This window comes from Frankia torreyi (genome assembly GCF_000948395.1).
GTDB lineage: Bacteria > Actinomycetota > Actinomycetes > Frankiales > Frankiaceae > Frankia > Frankia torreyi.
In genome coordinates this window covers 38515-60735 of record NZ_JYFN01000031.1, presented here as the reverse complement: position 1 = coordinate 60735, position 22221 = coordinate 38515, and the positions used below count along the sequence as shown (strand labels likewise).

Annotated in this window: 18 protein-coding genes and 2 pseudogenes; 4 read left to right on the top strand and 16 right to left on the bottom strand. The window is 72.2% G+C overall.

Annotation, left to right across the window (positions count from 1 at the left end; all coding sequences use genetic code 11):
- The first annotated feature begins 20 nt into the window (after positions 1 to 20).
- Positions 21 to 629 carry a nuclear transport factor 2-like protein gene (locus FF36_RS18975; RefSeq protein ID WP_044886451.1) on the top strand — a complete coding sequence of 203 codons (609 nt, stop codon included), beginning with the start codon at positions 21 to 23 and terminating at the stop codon, positions 627 to 629.
- Positions 630 to 782: 153 nt separating this feature from the next.
- Here FF36_RS18975 and FF36_RS18970 read toward each other — a convergent pair whose 3' ends face one another.
- From FF36_RS18970 to FF36_RS18935, 8 genes are all read right to left on the bottom strand, one after another.
- Positions 783 to 1250, bottom strand: coding sequence for a cupin domain-containing protein (locus FF36_RS18970; protein ID WP_044886450.1), 468 nt, complete (start codon positions 1248 to 1250; stop codon positions 783 to 785).
- 400 nt (positions 1251 to 1650) lie between these two features.
- A complete protein-coding gene (locus FF36_RS18965; RefSeq protein WP_044886449.1) occupies positions 1651 to 2397 on the bottom strand; it encodes a class I SAM-dependent methyltransferase in 747 nt (248 codons plus the stop codon).
- A 122-nt stretch (positions 2398 to 2519) separates the two neighbouring features.
- The gene (locus FF36_RS18960) at positions 2520 to 3449 is read right to left on the bottom strand and encodes a PaaI family thioesterase (protein WP_044886448.1); all 930 of its coding nucleotides are present in this window, start codon (positions 3447 to 3449) and stop codon (positions 2520 to 2522) included.
- Positions 3450 to 3456: 7 nt separating this feature from the next.
- Positions 3457 to 4656 (bottom strand): acyl-CoA dehydrogenase family protein, encoded by a 1200-nt coding sequence (locus FF36_RS18955; protein WP_044886447.1) that lies wholly within the window; start codon positions 4654 to 4656, stop codon positions 3457 to 3459.
- A 77-nt stretch (positions 4657 to 4733) separates the two neighbouring features.
- Positions 4734 to 5840 (bottom strand): CaiB/BaiF CoA transferase family protein, encoded by a 1107-nt coding sequence (locus FF36_RS18950; protein WP_044886446.1) that lies wholly within the window; start codon positions 5838 to 5840, stop codon positions 4734 to 4736.
- Between the two features lie 313 nt (positions 5841 to 6153).
- On the bottom strand, positions 6154 to 7761 hold the full coding sequence (locus FF36_RS18945) for a flavin-containing monooxygenase (RefSeq protein ID WP_082122044.1): 1608 nt from the start codon (positions 7759 to 7761) through the stop codon (positions 6154 to 6156).
- Between the two features lie 217 nt (positions 7762 to 7978).
- Positions 7979 to 8389, bottom strand: a complete 411-nt coding sequence (locus tag FF36_RS18940; protein WP_044886445.1) for a VOC family protein — start codon at positions 8387 to 8389, stop codon at positions 7979 to 7981.
- 5 nt (positions 8390 to 8394) lie between these two features.
- Positions 8395 to 8862: a helix-turn-helix transcriptional regulator gene (locus tag FF36_RS18935; RefSeq protein ID WP_044886444.1), complete on the bottom strand. Its 468-nt coding sequence runs from the start codon at positions 8860 to 8862 to the stop codon at positions 8395 to 8397.
- Positions 8863 to 9202: 340 nt separating this feature from the next.
- Here FF36_RS18935 and FF36_RS18930 point away from each other — a divergent pair, with 340 nt between their 5' ends.
- Both FF36_RS18930 and FF36_RS18925 read left to right on the top strand, forming a co-directional pair.
- The gene (locus tag FF36_RS18930; protein WP_044886443.1) at positions 9203 to 9652 is read left to right on the top strand and encodes a nuclear transport factor 2 family protein; all 450 of its coding nucleotides are present in this window, start codon (positions 9203 to 9205) and stop codon (positions 9650 to 9652) included.
- A 222-nt stretch (positions 9653 to 9874) separates the two neighbouring features.
- Positions 9875 to 11290 (top strand): FAD-dependent oxidoreductase, encoded by a 1416-nt coding sequence (locus FF36_RS18925; RefSeq protein ID WP_044886442.1) that lies wholly within the window; start codon positions 9875 to 9877, stop codon positions 11288 to 11290.
- 113 nt (positions 11291 to 11403) lie between these two features.
- Here FF36_RS18925 and FF36_RS18920 read toward each other — a convergent pair whose 3' ends face one another.
- A complete protein-coding gene (locus tag FF36_RS18920; RefSeq protein ID WP_044886441.1) occupies positions 11404 to 12627 on the bottom strand; it encodes an ABC transporter substrate-binding protein in 1224 nt (407 codons plus the stop codon).
- Positions 12628 to 13490: 863 nt separating this feature from the next.
- Between FF36_RS18920 and FF36_RS18915 the strand changes: the two genes are divergently transcribed.
- A complete protein-coding gene (locus FF36_RS18915; RefSeq protein ID WP_044886440.1) occupies positions 13491 to 15137 on the top strand; it encodes a class I adenylate-forming enzyme family protein in 1647 nt (548 codons plus the stop codon).
- Positions 15138 to 15430: 293 nt separating this feature from the next.
- Here FF36_RS18915 and FF36_RS18910 read toward each other — a convergent pair whose 3' ends face one another.
- The 7 genes and pseudogenes from FF36_RS18910 to FF36_RS18885 form a co-directional block, all read right to left on the bottom strand.
- A complete protein-coding gene (locus tag FF36_RS18910; RefSeq protein WP_044886439.1) occupies positions 15431 to 17140 on the bottom strand; it encodes a bifunctional 3-(3-hydroxy-phenyl)propionate/3-hydroxycinnamic acid hydroxylase in 1710 nt (569 codons plus the stop codon).
- 108 nt (positions 17141 to 17248) lie between these two features.
- Positions 17249 to 17446, bottom strand: coding sequence for a ferredoxin (locus tag FF36_RS18905; RefSeq protein WP_011604543.1), 198 nt, complete (start codon positions 17444 to 17446; stop codon positions 17249 to 17251).
- 73 nt (positions 17447 to 17519) lie between these two features.
- A pseudogene (locus FF36_RS18900) lies at positions 17520 to 18211 on the bottom strand (enoyl-CoA hydratase/isomerase family protein); the annotation flags it as partial.
- A gap of 1 nt (position 18212) precedes the next feature.
- Positions 18213 to 18299: pseudogene (locus FF36_RS40050) on the bottom strand (enoyl-CoA hydratase/isomerase family protein); the annotation flags it as partial.
- Between the two features lie 68 nt (positions 18300 to 18367).
- Complete coding sequence (locus tag FF36_RS18895) at positions 18368 to 18997, bottom strand: cysteine hydrolase family protein (protein ID WP_044886437.1); 630 nt, start codon at positions 18995 to 18997, stop codon at positions 18368 to 18370.
- Between the two features lie 31 nt (positions 18998 to 19028).
- Positions 19029 to 20627, bottom strand: coding sequence for a class I adenylate-forming enzyme family protein (locus FF36_RS18890; RefSeq protein WP_242419136.1), 1599 nt, complete (start codon positions 20625 to 20627; stop codon positions 19029 to 19031).
- Positions 20624 to 22168 carry a class I adenylate-forming enzyme family protein gene (locus tag FF36_RS18885; protein ID WP_044886436.1) on the bottom strand — a complete coding sequence of 515 codons (1545 nt, stop codon included), beginning with the start codon at positions 22166 to 22168 and terminating at the stop codon, positions 20624 to 20626. Before FF36_RS18885 ends, FF36_RS18890 begins: the two co-directional genes overlap by 4 nt.
- Between the last annotated feature and the right edge of the window lie 53 nt (positions 22169 to 22221).

The following is a 22221-nucleotide window of genomic DNA, read 5'->3' as shown; positions in this document are numbered from 1 at the left end:
CCCACACCCCTGGAGGCCGCGTGAGCCATTCCCGCGAAGAAGTGGAAGCAGCATTCAAGAACTACTACTTACTCGGGCCGGTCGCCGAGGATTGGAAGCGCTGGGCACACGAGTGCTTCACCGAGGACGCCTGGTACAAGGACCACTACTGGGGCACCTTCAACGGCCAGGACGAGATCGAGGAGTACCTCGACGTCACCATGTCCTGGTCGCCGGGCACCTACACGCCGATGATCTGGTACAAGATCGACGGTGACACGGTGGTCTGGAAGGGCATCAACTGGGCCGACAACTACAAGGTGCCCGGCGGCCCCAAGGTCGGCGCCGAGTCGATCCAGATTCTGGAGTACGCCGGCAACGGGCAGTTCAAGTCCGAGGAGGACTACTGGATTGCCTACGAGATGAAGCGTTTCGGCAAGTGGTACGCCGAGTTCGGCCAGCCGTACACGCCCGGCGACATCAAGCTGACCCGCGACGACTGGGGCACCTGGGTCGACTGGGCCCGCCCCGAGCCCGGCCACGTGCCGCGCCCGTCGTGGGTGGACCGCCCGGGCCTGAAGCCGACGTTCAACGTCAAGGAGATCGGCTTCGGCGTGCGTAACCCGACGATCGACGACCCGATCGAATAGCCCGCCCCCGGCCGGGGCACCGTCCTGCGGTGCCCCGGCCGTCGCGCGGGCGGACCAGGGCATCGCGGTCTGGGCCATGGCCGGCCGGGGCACGGCGAACCGTCCGGGTCACGGCATGGCGCGCGGGCGGGACTGTCCGCGGCGCGGGTCCGGTCAGTCCGCGGGGAGCACGCTCAGCCCGGCCGACCACAGCGGCAGCGGCGGCGGCGGGCAGGGATGCTCGACGATCCCACGTTCGGCGAGGTACATGCGCCAGGCGGCCTTGTCCAGGAACGGGTGCCCGACGCCCATGATCACCCCGTACATCTCGCAGCCCTCGGGCCCGGCCTCCCAGGGGCCGAAGGTGTCGCCGTACTCCAGCATGATGTGCGAACCGGGGCCGCAGACATGCGTGCCGTCCGAGACCTGCCCGCGGGTGACGAAAATCGAGTGATCCCCATGATGTCCGTGCCGAGGCGTGATCGCGCCGGGATCCCACTTGTTGTAGAAACACACGTAGCGCGGCGAAAGCTGGATCCATGCCTCCTGGATCCGCGCGATCCGCCCGTCCGGATACTCCAACCGGGTCACGTCGAACCAGTGCGCGTCATCCAGGAATTTGACAATCGGTCCACCGTGCATCGCCCGACCCCGCTTTCCGCGGCAACAATGTCGAATGTGTTCGCATATTAGCGCGTGGTATTGTTCGCGACCAGGGATCCGGTCATCCGCCCGCCTGTCCGTGCCGTAGTCGGGCGCAGCGCGTCATGACCGCCGCTCCGACGGGGAGGGGCCCGTAGCAGTGACAGGCCGGCGGGTCAGGGCCGTCCCCGAGGTCGTCGTCGAGAACCATGGGTCGACGGTAGAACAACACATCCCGGATGTCGAACACATGTTCGTACGCTGTGAGCGGAGACGACACAGGAACCACGGCGGTGGAAGCCGGCGGGATAGGCGGACGTGGCCGGGACATGGCCGGGATGTGGCCGTCCGTCATGCGGCCGTAGGAGGGGTCGGTGTCCGGGTCGCGGCCGGGCAACGGTCAGGTGCCGGCTCGGGTGGCGCGGACCTGGAGACGGACGTAGTCGACGACGGGTTCCGGGAGGCGGGCGGTGATCGCGTCGACGAAGGCCACCCGCTCATCCTCGGGGAGGAAGTCGAGGTGTGCGCCCAGCATCACCGTCGCCAGGAAGCTGCTGAGCTGCTCGCCCTGTTCGAGTCGGGCGGGATCTGGCGTCAGGGTCACCTCGAGGTCGGTGAATTCCGCGGCGAGCAGGCGGCGTGTGGTGTCCTCGACGCCGGCGAAGTTCCAGATCCGGGGCGCGTCCGGCAGCACCTCGTTGATGGCGTGGACGATGCTCGCGACGTTGCCCTGGCCGCCGCATTCGAAGGCGAGCTGGGCCCCGGGCCGCATGACCGCGGCCAGATTCCTGAAGACCGTGTCGTGATCGGGCAGCCAGTGGAAGGCGGCGACGCTGACGACGGCGTCGACCGAGGTGTGGACGGGCAGCGGCTTCAGCAGATCGGCCTGGATCACCTCGACGCGGTCGAGGCGGTCGGCGAGACGGGCCCGTAGCTGGCCGAGCATGGCGGCGGAGCCGTCCAGGGCGATCACGCGCCCGTCGGGCAGCAGGTCGAGCAGGGCGCTGGTGTCGCGCCCGGTGCCGCAACCGGCATCGAGGACCGTCTCGGCGCCGGTCAGGGTGAGTCGGCCGAGCGTCTTCTTACCCCAGAACAGGTGGGGGAGAGGCAACGAATCGTAGGTGCGGGCGTCCCACTCGCGAGGCATGGCCCAACAGTAGCCAGAACGTCACGAACGGTCGACGTGCCGCAGCGTCGGGCATGGCCACAGCAGCCCCGCCGCGCCGCGCCCGGCGCCGATGGATGCACCGGGCGGCGGCGAGGTCGGGGTCAGAACACCGGGGTGCCGCGCTCGCGGGTGATGGTGGCCAGGGTCGCGGGTTTGCCGGACGGACCCGCCGTCGTCACCCGGTAGAGCGAGACCGTGCGGCCGCGGTGGACGAGCTCGGCGGTGGCGGTGACCTCGGCGGCGAGGTCGGCCGGGCGCAGGTAGTTCACCCGGATCGCCGTCGTGCGCTCCGGCACCGCCGGGTCGGCGAGCGCCTCGGTGGCGAGCTCGGCGGCGCAGAACAGTATGCCGCCGTGCACCGTGCCGCCGCCGTTCTCGAACGCCGGGTTGGCGGGCAGGAGGAACCGGCCCAGGTCACCGTCGCGCACGGGGCCGGCGATGGCCGCGTCCCCGGCGTCGGCCCGGGTGAGGGCCGCCAGCAGCGAGTGGTGCGCGGCCGGCGGCAGCATCTGCGGCTCGCCGTCGAGGTAACCCGCGGCCGTGCCCGGGATGCTGACGAAGCGGCAGCGGCCGATGCCGACGGCGATCAGCCGGCCGGCGTCGTCGCGGACCTCGCAGCGGGCCGTCCCGCCGGCGGGATCCCGTCCGAGCAGCTCGGCGCTGGCCGTCAGCAGCCCGCCGGACCACGGCGGGGGGCCGACGACGTCGACGGAGAGCTCGGCGGTGACCGAGTGGGAGTTCTCCGGCCGGGCGTCGTAGACCTCCATCCCGATCGCGGAGTCCACCAGGACGCCGAGCGAACCGATCGTCGCGACGCCGTCGGGCCCGTCGAGCCACGGGCCAAGCTGCATCGTGACGCGCACGCCGCGCTCGTCGCGGATCACCTGGCTCAGCCGGAAGCGGCTTTCGGCGTACTCCCGTGCCGGCAGGGCGACCCCGACCGGGGCGAGCTGCGCGGATTCGGCGCGGGCCGCCGGGACGAGGCCGCCCGCGGACGCGTCGGCGGGCAGCGAGGTTCCGGTCTCGGTCATGCGCGCGTCACCGGAGCAGCTCGCGGGCAATGATCATCTTCTGGACCTCGGAGGCGCCCTCGCCGAGGCGCTTGACCCGCAGGTCGCGGAACCAGCGCTCCAGCGGCATCTCCTTGGACAGGCCGAGCGCGCCGAACATCTGCACGCAGCGGTCCAGGACCCGGTAGGCGGCCTCGGTGCCGTACATCTTGCACACCGACGCGTCGACCCGCACATCCTTGCCGAGGTCGGCGTTCCAGGCCGCCTGGTACATCAGCAGACGGGCGGCGCGCAGCTCCACCTCGCTGTCGGCGATCATCCACTGGATGCCCTGCTTGTCGGCCAGCCGGGAGCCGAAGACCTCGCGCTGCTTGACCCAGTCGATCGCCATCCCCAGCGCCTGCTGGGCGATGCCGATCGGGCCGGCGGCGTAGGCGATGCGCCCGGAGACCAGGAACTGCGAGGCGAGCCGGAAGCCCTGCCCCTCCTCGCCGATCCGGTTGGCCACCGGGATCCGGACGTTGTCGAAGTGCAGCTCGTACGGCGCGTAGGAGGTCATCACGTCGATCGGGAACTTGGTCAGCCCCTCGACGTCGTTGGGCAGGATGAAGCAGGTGATCCCGTCGCGGCGGCCCGGCTCGCCGGTGCGCGCGTAGAGCACCCCCCAGGCCGCGGAACCGGCGTGGGTCGTCCACATCTTGGTGCCGTTGATGACGTAGTGGTCGCCGTCGCGCTCGGCGCGGCAGCGGATCGCCCGCGCCGGGTCGGAGCCGCCGGACGGCTCGCTGATCGCGGTGAACGCCCGGCCCGCCTTACCCTCGATGATGGGACGGGCGTACGTCTCGAACTGCTCCTGGGTCGCGGAGAACATCACCGTCGGCGGATTGCCGCCGAACGCCCCGCAGGCCGGGAAGAACGCGCCCATCCGGCACTTCGCCGCCTCTTCGGCGACGACGACCTGGCCGAGCACGCTCAGCCCGGCACCGCCGAACTCCGCCGGCGTCTGCAGCGCCCACAGGTCAGCCGCGCGGGCCTTGGCCTGCAGTGGCTTCAGCAGCTCGGGCGGCAGGCCGGCCGCGTCGTGGGGGAGCGTGTCCTCCAGCGGGCGGACCTCGGTCTCCATGAACCGGCGCACCGTGTCGGCGAGCATCCGGAACTCGTCCGGGAGCTCCCAGGCGCCGGTGGGGAACGTGTCGGAGCCGCTGGACGGCGCTGCCGTTACGGACACGGCGCCTCCTTCGTTGTCTGGTCGAGATCGAGGTCTGAGGTCGAGATCGAGATCGGGCTCGGGGGCGTGGCGGGGGATCAGGTCCACCCGGCCAGGACCTCGGCCACGGTGACCGCGGCGCGCGGCGGAACCCGTGGCGCGGCGGGGACGCTGCGCGAGAACCGCGGCGCGGGGGCGGGTTGGGTCACGCCGGCCACGTCGATCAGGATCTCCCGGGCGGCCATGTGCGGGTGCGCGGTGGCCTCGTCGAAGTCCAGCACCGGGGTGACGCAGGCGTCGAGGGGATCGAACACAGCCGCCCACTCGTCGCGGGTGCGCCCGGCGAAGGCCTTGGTGAACGCCTCGCGCAGCTCCGGCCAGCGGGCCCGGTCGTCCTGGCCGGGCAGCGCGGCCGGGTCGAGGCCGAGGCCGGTGACGAACGTGGTGTAGAAGCGGGGTTCGAGCGCGCCGACGGCCATGTAGCGCCCGTCGGCGGTCTCGTAGACATCGTAGAACGGCGCGCCGGTGTCGAGGCGGTTGGAGCCGCGCTCGTCGTTCCAGCGGCCACGCCCGCGCAGCCCCCAGACCATGTGCGCGAGCAGGCTCGCGCCGTCGACGATGGCGGCGTCGATGACCTGGCCGCGCCCGGAGCGTTCCCGCTCGACCAGCGCGGCGAGGACACCCACCACCAGGTAGGTGGAGCCGCCGCCGAAGTCACCGACCAGGTTCAGCGGCGGCACCGGCGGCTCGCCGGCGCGGCCGACCGCGTTGAGCACGCCGGTGATCGACAGGTAGTTGATGTCGTGGCCGACCCGGTCCGCCAGCGGTCCCTGCTGGCCCCAGCCGGTCATCCGCCCGTAGACCAGCCGCGGGTTGCGCCGCGCGCAGTCCTCCGGGCCGAGGCCGAGGCGCTCGGTGACGCCGGGGCGGAAGCCTTCGATCAGCACGTCGGCGCCGGCGATCAGGTCCAGCACGCCGTCGCGGGCGACGGGGTCGCCCAGGTCGGCTTCGACGAGGCGGCGCCCGCGCTGCACCGGCTCGGCCGGCACCCCCGGCGCCGGCACGGAACCCGGCCGGGCCACCCGGACCACGTCCGCGCCCAGGTCGGCGAGCATCATCGCCGCGTGCGGGCCGGGGCCGATCCCGGCGAGCTCGACAACCCGGATGCCGGCGAGTGGGCCCGCGGCGCTCGTCCCTTCGGGCAACGCCCGTCCCTCCTCCTGGTTCCCGCCGTGCGCGACTGGCGGGATCGTCGCCGGCGGCCTTCGCCGGCCAGCTGGGTGTCCAGAGCGGCTCGACAGAGCTCATCTGACACTCTGTTTATAGCATCAGCGGCCCGCTGCAGGCATTTTATGATCTTCAATGGGGTGTGGTTCTGGCATCGCCGTCGACGACCAGGGCGCAGCCGGTTCCGGCTCGCTACGCGCGGTCCGAGGCTCATGCGTCGGCGGCGCCTGTGCAGGGGAGAACACCCGGCCGGGTCCTGTCCGGGTCCTGTCCGGGTCCTGAGCGGCCGCGCTAGGCGCTGAGCGTGAACCCGGTGTAGCCGTCGGCGGCGACGGCGGCGCAGCGCTTGTGGTAACGGCCGACCCCGCCGACGTACGGCATGAACACCCGTGGCCGGCCCGGGATGTTGGCTCCCAGGTACCAGGAGTTCGCCTGCGGGTAGAGCGTGCGCGCGGCGGCGGCGTTGACGTCGGCCACCCAGTCGTCCTCGGCGGCGGGGTCCGCCTCGATCGTGGTCAGGCGGTGGGCGTCGAGGTAGGCCAGGCAGTCGCCGATCCAGTCGACGTGCTGCTCCAGGGAGACGAACGCGTTGGAGATCACCGAGGGGCTCCCGGGGCCTGCCACGACGAACAGGTTCGGGAACCCGCTCATCCCCAGCCCCAGGTAGGTGCGCGGCCCGTGGGCCCAGTGGTCGGCGAGGCGGCGCCCGCCGCGGCCGCGGACGTCCATCGCCAGCAGCGCCCCGGTCATCGCGTGGAAGCCGGTGGCGTAGACGAGGATGTCCAGCTCGTGCACCCGCCCGCCGGCCCGCACCCCGGTCTCGGTGATCTCGGTGATCGGGTCGCGGCGGACGTCGACGAGGGTGACGTTGTCGCGGTTGAACGTGTCGTAGTAGTCGGTGTCGACGCAGATCCGCTTGGTGCCGATCGGGTGGTCCGTCGGCGTCAGCGTCGCGGCGACCTCGGGATCGCGCACGATCTGGCGGATCTTGTCCCGGACGTAGTCCGCGGCGAGGTCGTTGGCCGCCGGGTCGAAGATGAGATCGTCGAAGGCGGCCATGTACTCGAAGCCGCCCAGCCCCCAGCGCGCCGAGAACTCCCGGTCGCGTTCCTCCGCCGAGGCGGTGAGGGCATGGACGCGGTTCTGGCGCAGGAGCATCCCGCCGAACGACCGCCGGGCCCGTTCGCGGTACTCGCCGTAGTGCGCCTTGCGCTCGCGGGCCAGCTCCGGGTCCAGCGGCACGTTCAGCCCCTGGACGCTGAAGTTCGCGCTGCGCTGGAACACGGTCAGGTGGTCCGCGACCTGGGCGATGAGCGGGATGCACTGGATGCCCGAGGCGCCGGTGCCGACGACCCCCACCCGCTGGCCGGCCAGGTCGACGTCCTCGGCCGGCCAGGTCGCGGTGTGCAGGACACGCCCGGCGAAGCGGTCGGCCCCCGGGAGGTCGGGGACGTTCGGCACGGACAGGCAGCCGGTCGCCATCACGCAGAACCGGGCGCGCACCCGCTGGCCCCGGTCGGTCGTGACCAGCCAGCGCCCGTCGCCCTCGTCGAACGTCACCGACGTGATCCGGGTGGCGAACACGATGTCGCGGCGCAGGTCGAACCGGTCGGCCACGTGCCGGGCGTAGGCGAGCATCTCCGGCTGTTCGGGGAAGCGCCGGCTCCACTCCCAGTCCTGCTGGAGCTCCTCGGAGAACGAGTAGGAGTACTCCAGGCTCTCGATGTCGCAGCGGGCGCCCGGGTAACGGTTCCAGTACCACGTGCCGCCGACGTCGTCGGCCGCGTCGTAGGCCCGCACCCGCAGCCCCTGCCCGCGCAGGCGGTGCACCGCGTACATGCCGGCGAAGCCCGCGCCGACGATCAGGACATCGAGATCCTCGAGGTCGCCGGTGAGCATGAGCCGCACGCTAGCCCGAATCTGACGCTCGCGTCAACATGCTCCACCCGCGTCAGCCGCAGGGAAAAGGGCCAGGATGGGCGCCTTCCGGTTGTGGTCGACTACGGAGCATCTGACCTCCTGTTCATGGATCTGGTGCCGACGTGGGTCGCGAGATGCTCGCCGGTGCGGGTGGAGCGGGCATCGCCGTTCGCGACGGCGGGGGGCCGCGGGTCGCTCAGCGGACCTCGTTGATGCGGATCAGGTTGCCGGCGGGGTCGCGCAGGGCGCAGTCGCGAACCCCGAACGGCTGCACGGTCGGTTCCTGGACGATCTCGGCGCCGCTGGCCTGCAGCCGGGTGAAGGTGTCGTCGAGGTCGGCGGTGGCCAGGATGATGCGGGCGTAACTACCCTTCGCCATCATCTCGACGATGGTGCGGCGCTCGTCGTCGGTGATGCCGGGGTCGGCGGCCGGCGGCTCCAGGACGATGCACATGTCGGGCTGCTTGGCGGGGCCGACCGTGATCCAGCGCCTTCCCCCGTAGCCGACGTCGTTGCGGACCTCGAAATCGAGGGTGTCGCGGTAGAAGGCCAGCGAGGCGTCCGCGTCGGTGTGCGGGAGGAAGGTCGTATGAATGGTGAGATCCATGGTGGTCAGGCTAGGCGCGGCTCGGTGACCTGCGCTTCTCGATTCCTGACGGGTCTGGTGACCTGTTTCGCCACGCACGACGGCATTCCCGCCGTGGTGTGCCCCGCCGCACGCCGGTACACGCTCGGCGCCACCCCGACCAGCTCGGTGAAGCGGCTGCTGAAGGTGCCCAGCGACGAGCAGCCGACCGCGAAGCAGACCTCGGTGACGCTGAGGTCGCCGCAGCGCAGCAGCGCCATCGCCCGCTCGATCCGCCGCGTCATCAGGTAGCCGTACGGCGACTCTCCATAGGCAAGTCGGAACTCGCGGCTGAGGTGCCCGGCCGACATGTGCACGCCGCGGGCGAGCGCCTCGACGCTCAGCGGACGGGCGTACTCCCGGTCGATCCGGTCGCGAACACGGCGCAGCCGCGCAAGGTGGCGCAGCCGCGCACGGTCGCGCGGCTGCTGTGCCGTGGCGGTTCTGCTGGTCACCTGCGAGATCGTCTCATGTCACATCGGGCCCGCCCGGCCCCGGCGCACCCGCCCCGCCGGCGGCCACCGCGTCATCAATAAGCACATACAGGTAGACGTAGCCAGTGCTCTGTTGGCAACATGAGCAGCGTCTCAGCGTCTCAGCGGCCGAACGGACCTCAGTACCCGGCCCGATGCCGCAGAGGCGCGCTCCTGACCAAGCAGGCACGCCGAGGCCCACAACTCGCCTCTGGTCGCGGCGCCGGCGGCACCCTCGGTTCCGCGGCGGTCTTCGGCCACCTCACCGACCGGCCGGGCCTGACCCGCGTCCCTGCTCCCGCCAGTCCGATCGGAGATCCACATGGACAATGCTGAGCTGCGGACCCGCGTCGGCGCCGCCCACCTGCTGGCGTCCTACACGTACTTCGCCGACTCCGGCCGGCTCGGGCCGCTGGTGGACCTCTTCCTGCCCGACGCGGTGTTCCGGATCGACGACGACACCAACGTCGGCCGGGACGCGATCGAAGCCTACTTCCGCAGCGCGGGGGAGAGCTTCCGCTCCGTCGACATCCTCCCGGGCCGCCACCACCTCAGCTCGGTCTACATCGACCCCCACCCGGAGGGCGGCGCCGCCACGTACGCCTGCTTCCAGTTCGTCGGCGTCCGCGGGGCGGACCACTGGGGCACCTACCGCGACGAGGTCGTCGAGGTCGACGGCACGTGGCGGTTCGCCCGCCGCCGTGTGACGGTCGAGGGCTTCGCCGTGGACTCGCCGCTGGTGCCCGCCGGCCGCCGGGCGCCGGGTGCGTGACCCCGACGCGCCGACACCCGATGCGCCGACACCCGATGCGCCGACATCCGACGCGCCGACACTCGGCGGTTCGAGCCGATCGGTCGACCCGCCGGGCGGTGTCATCGGAGGATCGTGCCTGTGATCCCGTCCAGTGGGACGCGTCGGCCGGTCGAGGGCGTGTCCGTGCGGTCGCCCGGTAGGGATCCGGCCGGGTAGCCGTCCGTCAGAAGGAGTCGCCGTATGGCCGATGATGCCGTGAACGCCCCCCTGACCGTCGCCGTGATCGGCTCCGGTCCGGCGGGCTTCTACACCGCGGGGGCGTTGCTGGAGCAGTCCGCCGTTCCGGTCCGCGTGGACCTCTACGAGCGGCTGGCCACGCCGTGGGGCCTGGTGCGGGCCGGGGTGGCGCCGGACCATCCGAAGATCAAGGCGGTGTCGTCGGTGTACGCGGCGACTGCGGCCGACACACGCTTCCGCTTCTTCGGCAACGTCGAGGTGGGTCGGCACGTCTCCCGTGAGGAGCTGGTCGAGCGCTACGACGCGGTGGTGTACACGGTCGGCGCGCAGGGCGAGCGGCGGCTGGGGATTCCGGGCGAGGACCTGCCGGGCAGCGTGTCCGCGGTGGACGTGGTGGGCTGGTACAACGGTCATCCCGACTTCGCCGACCGGGCGCCCGACCTGTCCGGCCGGCGCGCGGTGGTGATCGGGGCGGGCAACGTCGCGCTCGACGTGGCGCGGATCCTGTGCTCCCCGGTCGAGCGGCTGGCCGCGACCGACATCGCCGACCACGCCCTCGACGCCCTGCGCGCCAGCGCCATCGAACAGGTCGTGGTGGTGGGTCGCCGCGGGCCGGCGCAGGCGGCGTTCACCACCGCCGAGCTGCGCGAGCTGCCGGAGTTCACCGGGGCGCCGGTGGACGTCGACCCCGCGGAGGTCGCCGAGCAGCCCGGCGAGGAGAAGCTGTCCCGGCTGATCCGACGCAACCTGGCCGTGCTGCGCGACTACGCCGCGGCCCTGCCGTCGCAGCCGTCGCCGACGTCGCAGCCGGCGCCGGCGGGGACGCGGCGGATGGCGCTGCGGTTCCTGCGCTCCCCGGTGGAGATCCGCGGGGAGGGCAGGGTGGCCGAGGTGGTGTTCGCCCGCAACCGGCTGGAGGTGGACGCCGAGGGCTGGGTCAGCGCCGTCGACACCGGCGAGCGGGAGGTGTTCCCGGCCGACCTGGTGGTGCGGGCGGTGGGCTACAAGGGCCTGCCACTGGCCGGCCTGCCGTTCGACGAGCGCCGCGGGATCATCCCCAACGACGCCGGGCGGGTCGCCGGGGCGGACCGTGAGTACGTGGCCGGCTGGATCAAGCGCGGTCCGACCGGGATCATCGGGACGAACCGCAAGTGTGCCGTCGAGACGGTCGCCACGCTGCTCGCCGACGTCGCCGAGGGCCGGCTGGCGCGCCACCCGCGGGCCGGCGGCGTCGACCCGGTCGGCGAGGGCGAGTCCTGGCTGCGCGAGCGCCAGCCCGACCTGGTGACGGAGGCCGGCTGGCGGCTCATCGACGCGGCGGAGCGGGCGTCCGGCGAGCCGGCGGGCCGGCCGCGGGTGAAGCTGACCACGCTCGACGCGCTCGTCGACACCGCGCTCACCCGCACCCTGACCGTCTGATCGTCTGATCGTCTGATCGGCGACCGGGTGACCTGGCACCCGGCTCCGGTCCCGCGGTACGGCGGCGGGACCGGAGCCGGGGCGGAGCGGTCAGCGGCGGATCGCCGCCGGGATCAGTTCTCCACGCAGACGGGCTTGTCCCCCTTGGGGGTCGTCAGCTTGCCGCCCACGACCTTGGCGTACCAGTTGCAGGCGCCGACCTTGTTGGGCTGGCCCTTCGCGAACGTCAGCGGCGGCGACCACTCGCCGAGGGACTGGCCGTTCAGCGCGTACAGCCCGTCGAGGATCTCGGCGCTGGTGGGCGTCGCCGAGACGTTCTTCGCCGCGGCGGCGAAGAACAGCCCCGCCTGCCACCCGCGGCTGGCGAAGCCGTCCGGGTCGTTCTTGGTGTACTGCTTCAGTGCGGCGGTGAAGTCGGCCAGGTAGGGCTTGTCCCCGAACCACAGCGGGGCCCCGGAGGTCAGCCATGCGCCCTCGCTGGCCGGCTGGATGAGGTTCGGCTGGAACACGCCGCCGGAGAAGACGTACGTCGGCTGGTAGCGCTGCGTCGAGCAGTCCTTGATGAGCCGCGCGGTGACCTGCGCGGGCACGTTCGTGATGACGGCCTTCACGCCCGCGCTGCGCAGCGACAGGCACTGCGAGGTGTAGTTCGGCGCCGAGGCCGACGCGGTCTGCACACCCGCCGAGGAGATCCCGAGGCGGGCGGAGATGCCGGAGATCAGACCGTTCGCCTCCGCGCACGCGGCCTGCTCGGCGCAGACGATGGTGCCGAACTTCGGCGAGCCGGCGAGCTTCACGCTGTACACCTCACCGGTGAGGTACTCGAGCGAGTTGGACGTCGCGGCGAAGAACATCGGCGACTTGCCGTACTGGGCCGTCGTGGTGATCCCGCCGATGACGGGGATGTTGTGCTGCTCGACGTAGCTGCGCCAGGAGCCGTCGGTGGCGCCGGCGAAGTTGCCGACGAGGGCGAGGACCTTGTCCTGCTCGACGAGCTGGTGGACGGCGGCGATCGACTTCGTCGGGTCGCCCTGGTCGTCCCGGCTGATCACCTCGACCGGGTGGCCGGCGATGCCGCCGTGCGCGTTGACCCACTTCGACCAGGCGACGAGGGCGTCGAGCCCGCGCTGGTTCTGCGGGCCGAAGGCGCCGCTGTACAGGCCGACGTTACCGATCTTCAACGGTGTTCCGGTGGGTGCCGCCGTGGCGGCGGCGGCGGGTGGGGCATCGGCCTTCGCCCCGCCATCGCTGCTGCCCCCGCAGGCCGACACGGTGAGTAATAAAGCGGCGAAGGCTGCGATACAGCCGGACAGGGTCCGTCGTCGCCTCGATGCCATCGGTGTATCCCCTTGTCAGGTGTGCTCGACCGGCGGAGCCGACGCAAGGTCGTCAGTGCGGCCGGTCGATCGCCGTGATGATTTGTCAATGCGGGCGGGATGGCGGTTGCCAGTTCGTGTGGAGACCCGGAATCCCGCCGATCCGCCCGCAGGAGCCGCATCTTCCCGCTTGGATGTTCTGACGTCAATGTCACATCCGGGAGGGGTCACGGCGGCGTCCTGGCCGGGGCGCCGCCGTGCGTACGGGGTCTGCCGGGCGGCGGCCGGTGGAACGCACGCGCCCGGCTAACCAGGGGGACAGGTGCCGTCACCAGGCATATCGAACGCCGGGCCGGCATCGGCCCGGGCGGCTCACCCGACCGTGCGGCGCGTCGGACCGCACGACTGCGCGGCGACGCCGGAAGGCGGCCCGGGGCCGGGAATGACTGCGTATAATCTTTCCGTTCTGGCGGCGGTGTTTCGCATTTCGCGACGCGCTAATCCCGGTAGCGGGTATCGTGAGCCGCTTCCTCGGTCCGGTGGCGCTGCTTGGCGCGGCTCGGCGTGGGGCGCCCTCGGCGCGAAGGCGGCAGGCGAATCGTCGTCGCGGAACGGAAATCGGCCGGAGCCCGGAAATATGCCCCTTTCGGCCCTTCGTGCCCCCGAACACCGCCATCTTTCGATCACTGAGAGTGACTTTCGCGGTGGCGGTGCGGGCGGCGTCGGCAGGCCCGGCGGCCGCCGGGGTGTCGAGCGGGTCCGCGACGGTTCCGGAACTTCCCTGATTCTTCTGATTGCTGTAGACACAGTGTCAGATGCTGCGGTGGTGCGGCGTCTCGCGGGCTGTGCCGCGAGGGGTCCGGACGGGTGGGGAGGCCAGGTCGATGAGCTCTGCTGACGCGTCGCTGCGGCAGTGGTGGGAGCTGGTGGAGTGGCGGGCCGCGGCAACGCCCGACCTGCCGATGCTGGTGGACAACCACGACCGCCGGATCAGCTTCGGCGAGTTCCGCGAGCTGGCCCTGCGGGTGGCCGCAGGCTTGGCCGCGACCGGGGTCGGCGCCGGCACCCAGGTGAGCTGGCAGTTGCCGACCACCATCGAGAGCGCGGTGCTGATGAGCGCGCTGTCCCGCCTGGGCGCGGTGCAGAACCCGATCATCCCGCTGCTGCGCGAGGCCGAGGTCGACTTCATCGTCGAGCAGCTCGGCACGACCCTGCTGATCGTCCCGGCGGTGTTCCGCGGCTACGACTACCGGCCGATGGCCGAGGCCATCGCGGCCCGGCGCGGCCTGCGCACGATGGTCTGCGATCCCTACCTGCCGCCGGACCCGGCGACGGCGCGGCTGACCGGCCCGCCGGTGGACACGGACTGGTTCGCCGACTTCCCGCTGCCGCTCGGGGACCCCGCGACCCTGCCGCCGCCGCCACCCCCGCCCACCGGCGACGCCGACGCCGACGTGCGCTGGGTGTTCTACTCGTCGGGCACCACGGGCTTCCCCAAGGGGGCGCGCCACACCGACGCCTCCGTCATCGCCGGGTCGAACTCGATGGTGTCCCAGCTCGGGTTCGACGAGACCGACGTCGCCTCGATCGCCTTCCCGATCGCCCACATCGGCGGGTCGAGCGTGCTGTCGCTGGGCCTGCGGACGGCCTGCAAGGTCGTGCTCGTCGACATCTTCGACCCCCGCACGGCCCCGCTGGCGCTGGCGCGGCACGGCTCGACGATGCTCGGCAGCGCCGCGCCGCACTTCCACGCCTACTTCAACGCGCAGGCCGCCTTCAACGCCCAGCGCGCCGACGGCCCGGAGCCGCTGTTCGCCCGGCTGCGGTTCTTCATGGCCGGCGGGGCGCCGAGCGAGCCCGGCATGCACGACCGCGCCATCGCGGAGCTCGGCGGCGACGGCCTGATGAACGGCTGGGGCCTGACCGAGTTCCCGATGGCCGGCTACCCGTCGCCCGGCGATCCGCCCGAGCGGCTGCGCACCGCAGCGGGCCGCCCGGGCCCCGGCGTGCGGATCAGCGTCCGCGACCCCGACGGCACGGAGGTTCCGCGGGGCCAGGAGGGCGAGCTGTGCATCGCCGGCCCGCAACTGTTCGCCGGCTACGTCGACGCCTCCCTCGACGCCGAGGCCTTCACCCCCGACGGCTACTTCCACACCGGTGACCTGGGCATCCACCATCCCGAGGGCTGGATCTATATCACCGGGCGGCTCAAGGACGTCATCGTCCGCAACGCCGAGAACATCTCCGCGCTGGAGGTGGAGAACGTCCTGCTGACCCATCCCGGCATCGCCGAGGTGGCCGTCGTCGGGCTGCCCGACCCGCGCACCGGCGAGCGGTGCGCCGCGTTCGTGGTGCAGGCCGAGGGCGCGGGCCCGCTCACCCTGCCCGACCTGGCCGCCTTCTGCCGCGAGAAGGGCCTGGCCGTCTACAAGACGCCCGAGCGGCTGGAGCTCCTCGACACCATCCCCCGCAACGCGATGGGCAAGGCGCTGAAGAAGCAGCTACGCGAGTCCGTCACCGCCAGCGCCTGACCTCTCGGATCCGCGTCCCGCCCGCGGATTCCGCTGCGAAGGTGCGGGCGGTGACCCGGGTCGCCGAACCCGCCACCGAGGAGCTGTGGCTGACCCGTGCCCGACGCTGCTCGGCCGGTCAGGTGGAACGGCTCGTCCGCCCCACCAGCAGCGCCACTCCGGCCGGTAGCGGCACCTCGGCCGGCGACGCTACGGATACCCAGGAGCGATCGGCTCGGTCGTCGGTCATGGTCGTCGACGGTTCGGCCGCGGTCGCCTCGTGGGGAGGTGACCGCGGCCGGAAGGCGTCCGGGTCAGGAACGCGGGCTGGCCGTGGGTGGGGAGACCGGGCCCGTGGCGTCGCCGAGGGCGGCGGGCGGCACTCCCAGCAGAGAACGAAGCCGCCGCGTCGTGGCCTCCAACTCCGCGGCCGGGCAGACCGCCAGCACGTACCGGTCCGGGCGCAGGATGATGATCTCGTCGGCGGGGCGGCCCAGGCGCAGGTCCCGGAACGCTCCGTCGATGTCGCGGACCAGCAGTGTCCCGGTCGCCGGCTCCGCGTTCGCGGTGGCGGCGGTCGCCGTCGCGGCGCTGTCCTCCGCGGGTGCGCCGCGCCGGGCGGTGCGGGCCGGATCGACCCGGATGGTCAGCGCGCCCAACGCCCGCCAGAACGCCAGACCCTCCGCGGACAGCGTGGCCGCCGGGTCGCGCCCGATGCCGATGACGGCGAAGGACGGCCCGACGACATCGTCGAGCTTCATCCGCAGCCGGTCGGCGGTCTCCACCGACGGCTGGCCGAACATGCGGCCCACCGGGGAGTTCTTGTCCGGGGCGGCCGGGGCCAGGACCGCGCCCTCGGTGTAGCGGGGCAGCGGCTTGTACTTCATCTGCAGGATGTAGTCCCGAGCCCCGGGGATGCGCTGGACGCCGACGAAGAACGCGTCGCGCACCCGTTCGGTGAACCGGTTGCGCGGCTCGTACATCGCGCCGACCCGGGTGGCGAAGGAGACCATGGTCTCGGCGTGGGCGCGCCGCTCGGCGTCGTAGCTGTCGAGGAGGCGTTCGTCGGCGCGGCCGGCGAGCACCGCGGCGAGCTTCCAGCCGAGGTTCGTCGCGTCCCGGATCCCGGAGTTCATCCCCTGGCCGAAGAACGGCGGCTGCAGGTGGGCGGCGTCGCCGGCGAGGAACACCGGGCCGACCCGGAAGGTGGTGGCGATGCGGGAGTGGTGCCAGTAGATCCGCCGCCGGGAGATCCGCGGCATCGGCGTGTCCTGGTAGTGCCGCGCGAGCAGACCGAGCACGACCTCGTCGGTCACCATCCGCTCGTCGGTCTCGTCGGGCAGCAGCTTGAACTCGAAGCGGCGGTGCCCGTAGGGCAGCGGGATCGTCATCGACGGGCGGACCGGGTCGCAGTGCACCGCCGAGTAGGGCGCGTCGAGCTGGTCGTCGGAGACGTCGACCACGAGCCACTTCGACGGGTTCGTCTCGCCCACGAGCTCGACGCCCACACTGCGGCGCACGAAGCTGCGCCCGCCGTCGGCGCCGACGAGGTAGCGGGCGCTGACCGTGACGTCCTCGCCGTCGCGGGTGCCGGTCAGCACGACACCGTCGGCGGTGCGCTCCAGCCCGGTCACCTCAGTGTCGGTGAACAGCCGCACGCCGGGGAAGCGGTCGAGCCCACGGCGCAGCGTCGCCTCCATCAGCGGCTGGAAGAACAGGTTGCGCCGCGGCCAGCCGAACGGCTGCCCGCTCGGCCCCACGTGCGCGAGGACCTTGCCCTGCGAGTTGTGGTAGCGGATCGGCGCGTTCTGGATGCAGTCGGCGAGCACCTCGTGGACCAGGCCGACGGCCTGGAACGTCCTTAACGACTCGTCGTCCACGGCGACGGCCCGCGGATAGTCGATGACCCCGGACTCCCGGTCGAGCACCACGGTGCTGACCCCGTAGGTACCCAGCAGGTTGGCGAGCGTCACCCCGCACGGTCCCGCGCCGACGATCGCCACATCGGCCGATTCGCTGATCATTACCGTCTCCTCGTTCCCGCCCGGAGCCGATCGCGGTCGCGTGCGCCGTGGCGGCTCGGTCGCTGTCCTGCGGTGCTGTCCTGTGCTGTCCTGCCGCCCGTCGTAGCCTCAGTCGGCCAGGACGGAGATGGCCTGCTGGGGGCAGGCGGCGACGCCGCGGCGGGCGTCATCCTCGGCGCCCGCGGGCACGGCGACGTCGCCGTTGAGCGCGGTGAAGCCGTCGTCGTCGAGCGGATACAGCTCCGGGTTCACCAGGTAGCACTGGCCGTGGCCGGAGCACTCCTGCTGCTCCATGTGGATACGCATGCGTTGGTCGTCCTCGTCGGCTGGGATGGGAGGTCGTGCTGGGATGGGAGGTCGTGCCGGGGGATGGGGGCGGTCAGCGGAACCGGGGCTTGCGCTTCACGTTGGGCGGCACGGGGCTGCCGCCGCGGTTGCCGCGCTGGGTGTACGACAGCCCGGCGCGCTGGGCCAGCGACGGGGTCATGTCCAGGGACTCCCAGATCGCGCGGATGGTGCCCTGGATGGCCTCCGGGCGGCGCGCGGCGATCTCGGCGGCGAGCTGCGCGGCCCGCGGCCAGAGCTGCTCGCGGGGCACCACCTCGGTGACGATACCCAGCCGCAGGGCCGTCTCGGCGGTGAGTCGCTCGTCGTTGCCGAGCAGCGCCCAGCGCAGCACGTCGCCGAGGGGGATGTTGCGGGCCAGCATCCCGATCGGCTCCAGCGCGGAGACGAGGCCGCCGTTGGCGTGCGGGTCGAAGAAGGTGGCGTCCTCGGAGCAGATGATGATGTCCGACTCGTTCAGGAAGTACATGGCGCCGCCGGCGGCGATGCCGTGCACCGCGGTGATCACCGGCTTCCAGACGAACTGCTTGCGCGGGCCGAGGCGGACCCCGGGGTCCTCCTGGTTCCACAGGTTCTGGTCGTTCCACCAGGGGCCCTCCTGGATGTCCAGCCCGGTGCAGAACGCGCGCTCGCCGGCGGCGCGCAGGACGGCGACGCGCACGTCGTCGTCGTCGCGGACCTCGTGCCAGACCGCCTCCATCTCCAGCGTCATCGTCTCCGTGAAGGNGTTGAGCCGTTCGGGGCGGTTGAGGGTGATGGTCGCGACGTGGTCGTCGACCTCGTAGAGGACGGTCGTGAGGTCCTTGAGCGGCATGAATGTTCCTCGGGAGTGGGCGAGCCGGCTGGGCGGGGCTGGATCTGGTGGGGGAGTGGTCCGGGGGATCAGGCGCTGGCGTCCCAGACGCCGGCGCCCGCCTTCAGCTCGGCCACGACGTCGTCGACGGTCGTGATCCTCGTGACCATGGCCAGGAAGTTGTCGAGCATGAACCGGTGGGTCTCGGCGGAGGCGCCCGCGGTGGCATCCTCGGGCAGCACCACGTGGTAGCCGCGGTTGACCGCCTCCAGCGCGAGCCCCGGGATCGCGACGTTCGTCGACACGCCCGCGACGACCACGACCCGGGTGTCGGTCAGTCGCAGCATCGCGTCGAGGTCGGTGCCGTAGAACGCGGTGAGTCCCGTTGCGCGACTGCTGACCAGGTCGCCCTCGCGGGGGGTCACCGGTTCGGGGACCTCGACGTCCACGCTGCCGGCGATCATCGTCCGGCGCTTGATGGCCATCGCGGACAGCGCCGAGTTCGCACGCAGGCCGACCAGGTCGGGCCGGTGTTCGATGATGGCGTGCACCACCGGCAGGCCGGCGGCGCGGAACGCCTCCGCGAGCGCGCCGATGCGGGCGCCGACGCCCCGCGACTCGGCCTGCTCGGCGAGCGCGGGTAGCCGGCTCACCGCCGGATCCACGATGCCGCGTTGGAACTCGCTGATGACCAGCGCCGGCCGGCCGATGATGAGCATGCTGATCGTCCTCTGCTGTCAGACTCTGTTGTCAGACGCCGATGCGCCGGCGCAGGTCGGGCAGGGCGACCTTGCCCATCGCGTTGCGCGGCAACGCCTCGACGATCTCGAGCCGCTCCGGGAGCTTGCGCTTGTTCAGGCCGCCGGCGAGCAGGTGCTCGCAGAGCTGGGACAGCGTCGGCGGCGCGGCGGCGTCCGCGGGTACGACCACGGCGCAGACCCGTTCGCCCGTCACCGGATCCGGCACGCCGAGCACCGCCACGTCGGCGACCCCGGGATGCCCGGCCAGCGGCTCGGCGACCTCCCGGGCGGAGATGTTCTCCATGTTCCGGATGATCACCTCCTTGAGTCGGCCGGTGACGGTGAGGTAGGACCGCTCGTCGACGAAGCCGAGATCGCCGGTGCGGAAGAAGCCGTCGGCGTCGAACGCGTCGGCGTCGAGGGCGGCGTCGACGTAGCCGAGCATGAGCTGCGGGCCGCGGACCCGGATCTCTCCGGACTCCCCGGGGTCGGCGCGCGATCCGTCGGGGCGCACGACGACGACCTCGGCGCCCTCGCCGGGCGGACCCTCGGTGCTCGCGTGGTCGGCGTCGGCGTCGTCCGCCCGCCCCCAGCAGACGTAGGGGCATTCGGTCATCCCGTAGCCCGAGACGACGCCCACCCCGCCGAGGGTGTCGCGGACCTCGGCGTGCAGGCTCGCCGGGCGCGGGGAGCCGCCGCAGAGGAACACCCGCGCCCGGGGGAACAGCCGCGCGTCCGGGGTGGCGGCCTGGCGGGCCAGGTAGGCCCGGATGAACGGCACCCCGGACCCGACGATCGTCACGCCGTGGGCGGCCAGCAGGTCCGGCGTGCTCGCCGGGTCGAACACCTCCGCGGTCACCAGCGAGCTGCCGCAGCGCAGCGCCGTGAGGAGGTGGGCGAGCCCGCCGATGTGGGCGATCGGCGCCAGCACCGCGACCCGGTCGTCGGCCGTGACCGCCAGCGCGTCGCTGAACGTGGTGGACGCGGCGAGCAGCGCCCGGTCGGTGTGCCGGGCGCCCTTGGGGGCCGAGGTGGTGCCCGAGGTGTAGAGCAGCCAGCGCACCGGCGCCGCCGACGGCTGCCCGGACCCGTCCGCCGGGTCCGCCGGGTCCGGGGGGTCCGGGGGGAGACCGGCCGGGTCGGCGTCGGTCAGCTCGGCCACGTCGGTCAGCTCGGCCACGTCAACCACGTCGAGGCCCGGCACCTCGGCGGCGACGGCGCGGGCCATGGCGAGGTGGTCGAACCCGCGGAAGCTCGCCGGGACGATGAGCAGCCGGGTGCCGGCCTGCCGGGTGATGAACCCGACCTCGCGCTCCCGCAGCATCGTCACCAGCGGGTTCTGGACCGCGCCGAGCCGGCTGAGCGCCGCGGCGAGCACCATCGTCGAGATCCGGTTCGGCACCTGCCAGGAGACGACGTCGCCGCGGCCGATGCCGCGGGCCGCCAGCCCCGCGGCGAGCCGCTCGGCCCGGTCGCGGAACTGCGCGAACGTGACCCGATCTCCGCCCGCGTCCACCGCGAGCAGAGCGTCGGGTGTCAGCGCCGCCCGCGTCCGGGCGAGCTCCCACAGCGACGCCACCCCGGACGCGACCCCCGACGCCGGGCTCACGGGGATTCGGGCGCGGCGAGTTCCGCCCGTAGCTCCCGCTTGAGGATCTTGCCGGCCGGACCGAGGGGCATCTGGGTGCGGAACGCGAAGCCGCGTGGCTGCTTGTAGCCGGCGAGCTGCTCGCGGGAGAGGGTGCGTAGCTGCGCCTCCAGGTCCTCGGTGGTGATGTCGCCCTTGGGCACCACGACCGCGATCGGGGTCTCGCCCCACTCCGGGTGCGGGATGCCGACGACGGCCACCAGGTCGACGTTCGGGTGCGCGCCGAGCACCCGCTCGATCTCGGCCGGGTAGACGTTGAACCCGCCAGAAATGATCATGTCGGTCTTGCGGCCGGCGATGTGCAGGTAACCGCGTTCGTCGAGGCGGCCCAGGTCACCGGTCCACAGGCCGTCGGGCCGGAAGGTCTCGGCGTTGGCCTCGGGCCGGTTCCAGTAGCCGCGGGCGACCGAGTCGGCCTTGACGACGATCTCGCCGACCTCGCCCCGGGGCAGCTCCACGCCGTCTTCGCCGACGATGCGGATCTCCGCGTGCGGCGTCTCCCTGCCACACGAGCTGCGCAGCGCGTCGTCCCCGGCGAAGATCGCCCGGTGATCCTCGGGAGTGAGGATCGTGACCTGCCCGCCGGCCTCGGTGGAGCCGTAGCGCTGCTGCAGGTCGCAGCCGAGCTTGCGGGCCGCCTCCTCGGCGAGGCCGGGCGGGGCGGGCGCCGAGCCGTAGCTGATCCGTCGCAGACTGGACACGTCGATGCCGGGTCGGTTGTCGAGCTCGCGCAGCGTGCGGATCAGCATGGTGGGGATGAAGGTCGTCATCGTGACCTTCCACCGCTCGATCGTCTCCAGCACGGCGACGGGGTCGAAGCGGGGATGGATGACCATCGTCTGGCCCAGGTACATCCACGACAGCGTCCGGATCATCCCGCCCGCGGTGAAGAACGGGGTGGTCGCCAGGAACACGTCGTCATGGCGGGACTCGGTGGAGATCGTGGTGTCGAGCACCTGGGAGAGCAGGGTGCGGTGCTCGTGCACCACGGCCTTGGGACGACCGGTCGTCCCGCTGGTGTAGAGCAGCAGGTGGATGTCGCTGTCGGTGAGGTCCGCCGGGGTGGGGTCGGCGTCGCGGCCGGCGGCGAGTGCCTTGGCGTAGTTCACCCCGACCGAGTCCCCGCCGATCTCGATGACGGTGTCCAGGGCGGCCAGCGGCGCCCCCGGCCCGTCGACGTGGTCGGTGTGCACGATGGCCGCCCGCGCCCCGCTGTCGGACAGGACGTAGTCGACCTCCGGCCCGGAGAGCCGGATGTTGATCGGCACGAGCACCAGGCCCGCCTTGGCGAGCCCGTAGGTGATCTCCGGCCACTCCGGGGTGTTGCGCGCGCAGACGGCGACCCGGTCACCCTTGACCAGCCCCCGCCCGAGCAGGTAGGTCGCGATGCGGTTGGCGCGCTGGTCCAGCGACCGCCAGGACAGCTCCTCGTCCTCGTACACCACCGCGGCCTTGTCGGGGTAGCGGCGGGCATTGCGCCGGGCTATGTCGCCGATCAGCATCGTTCCTCGCAACTCGGGCGGGCGGAGCCGACCGGCGCCGACGCGAGGTCGGG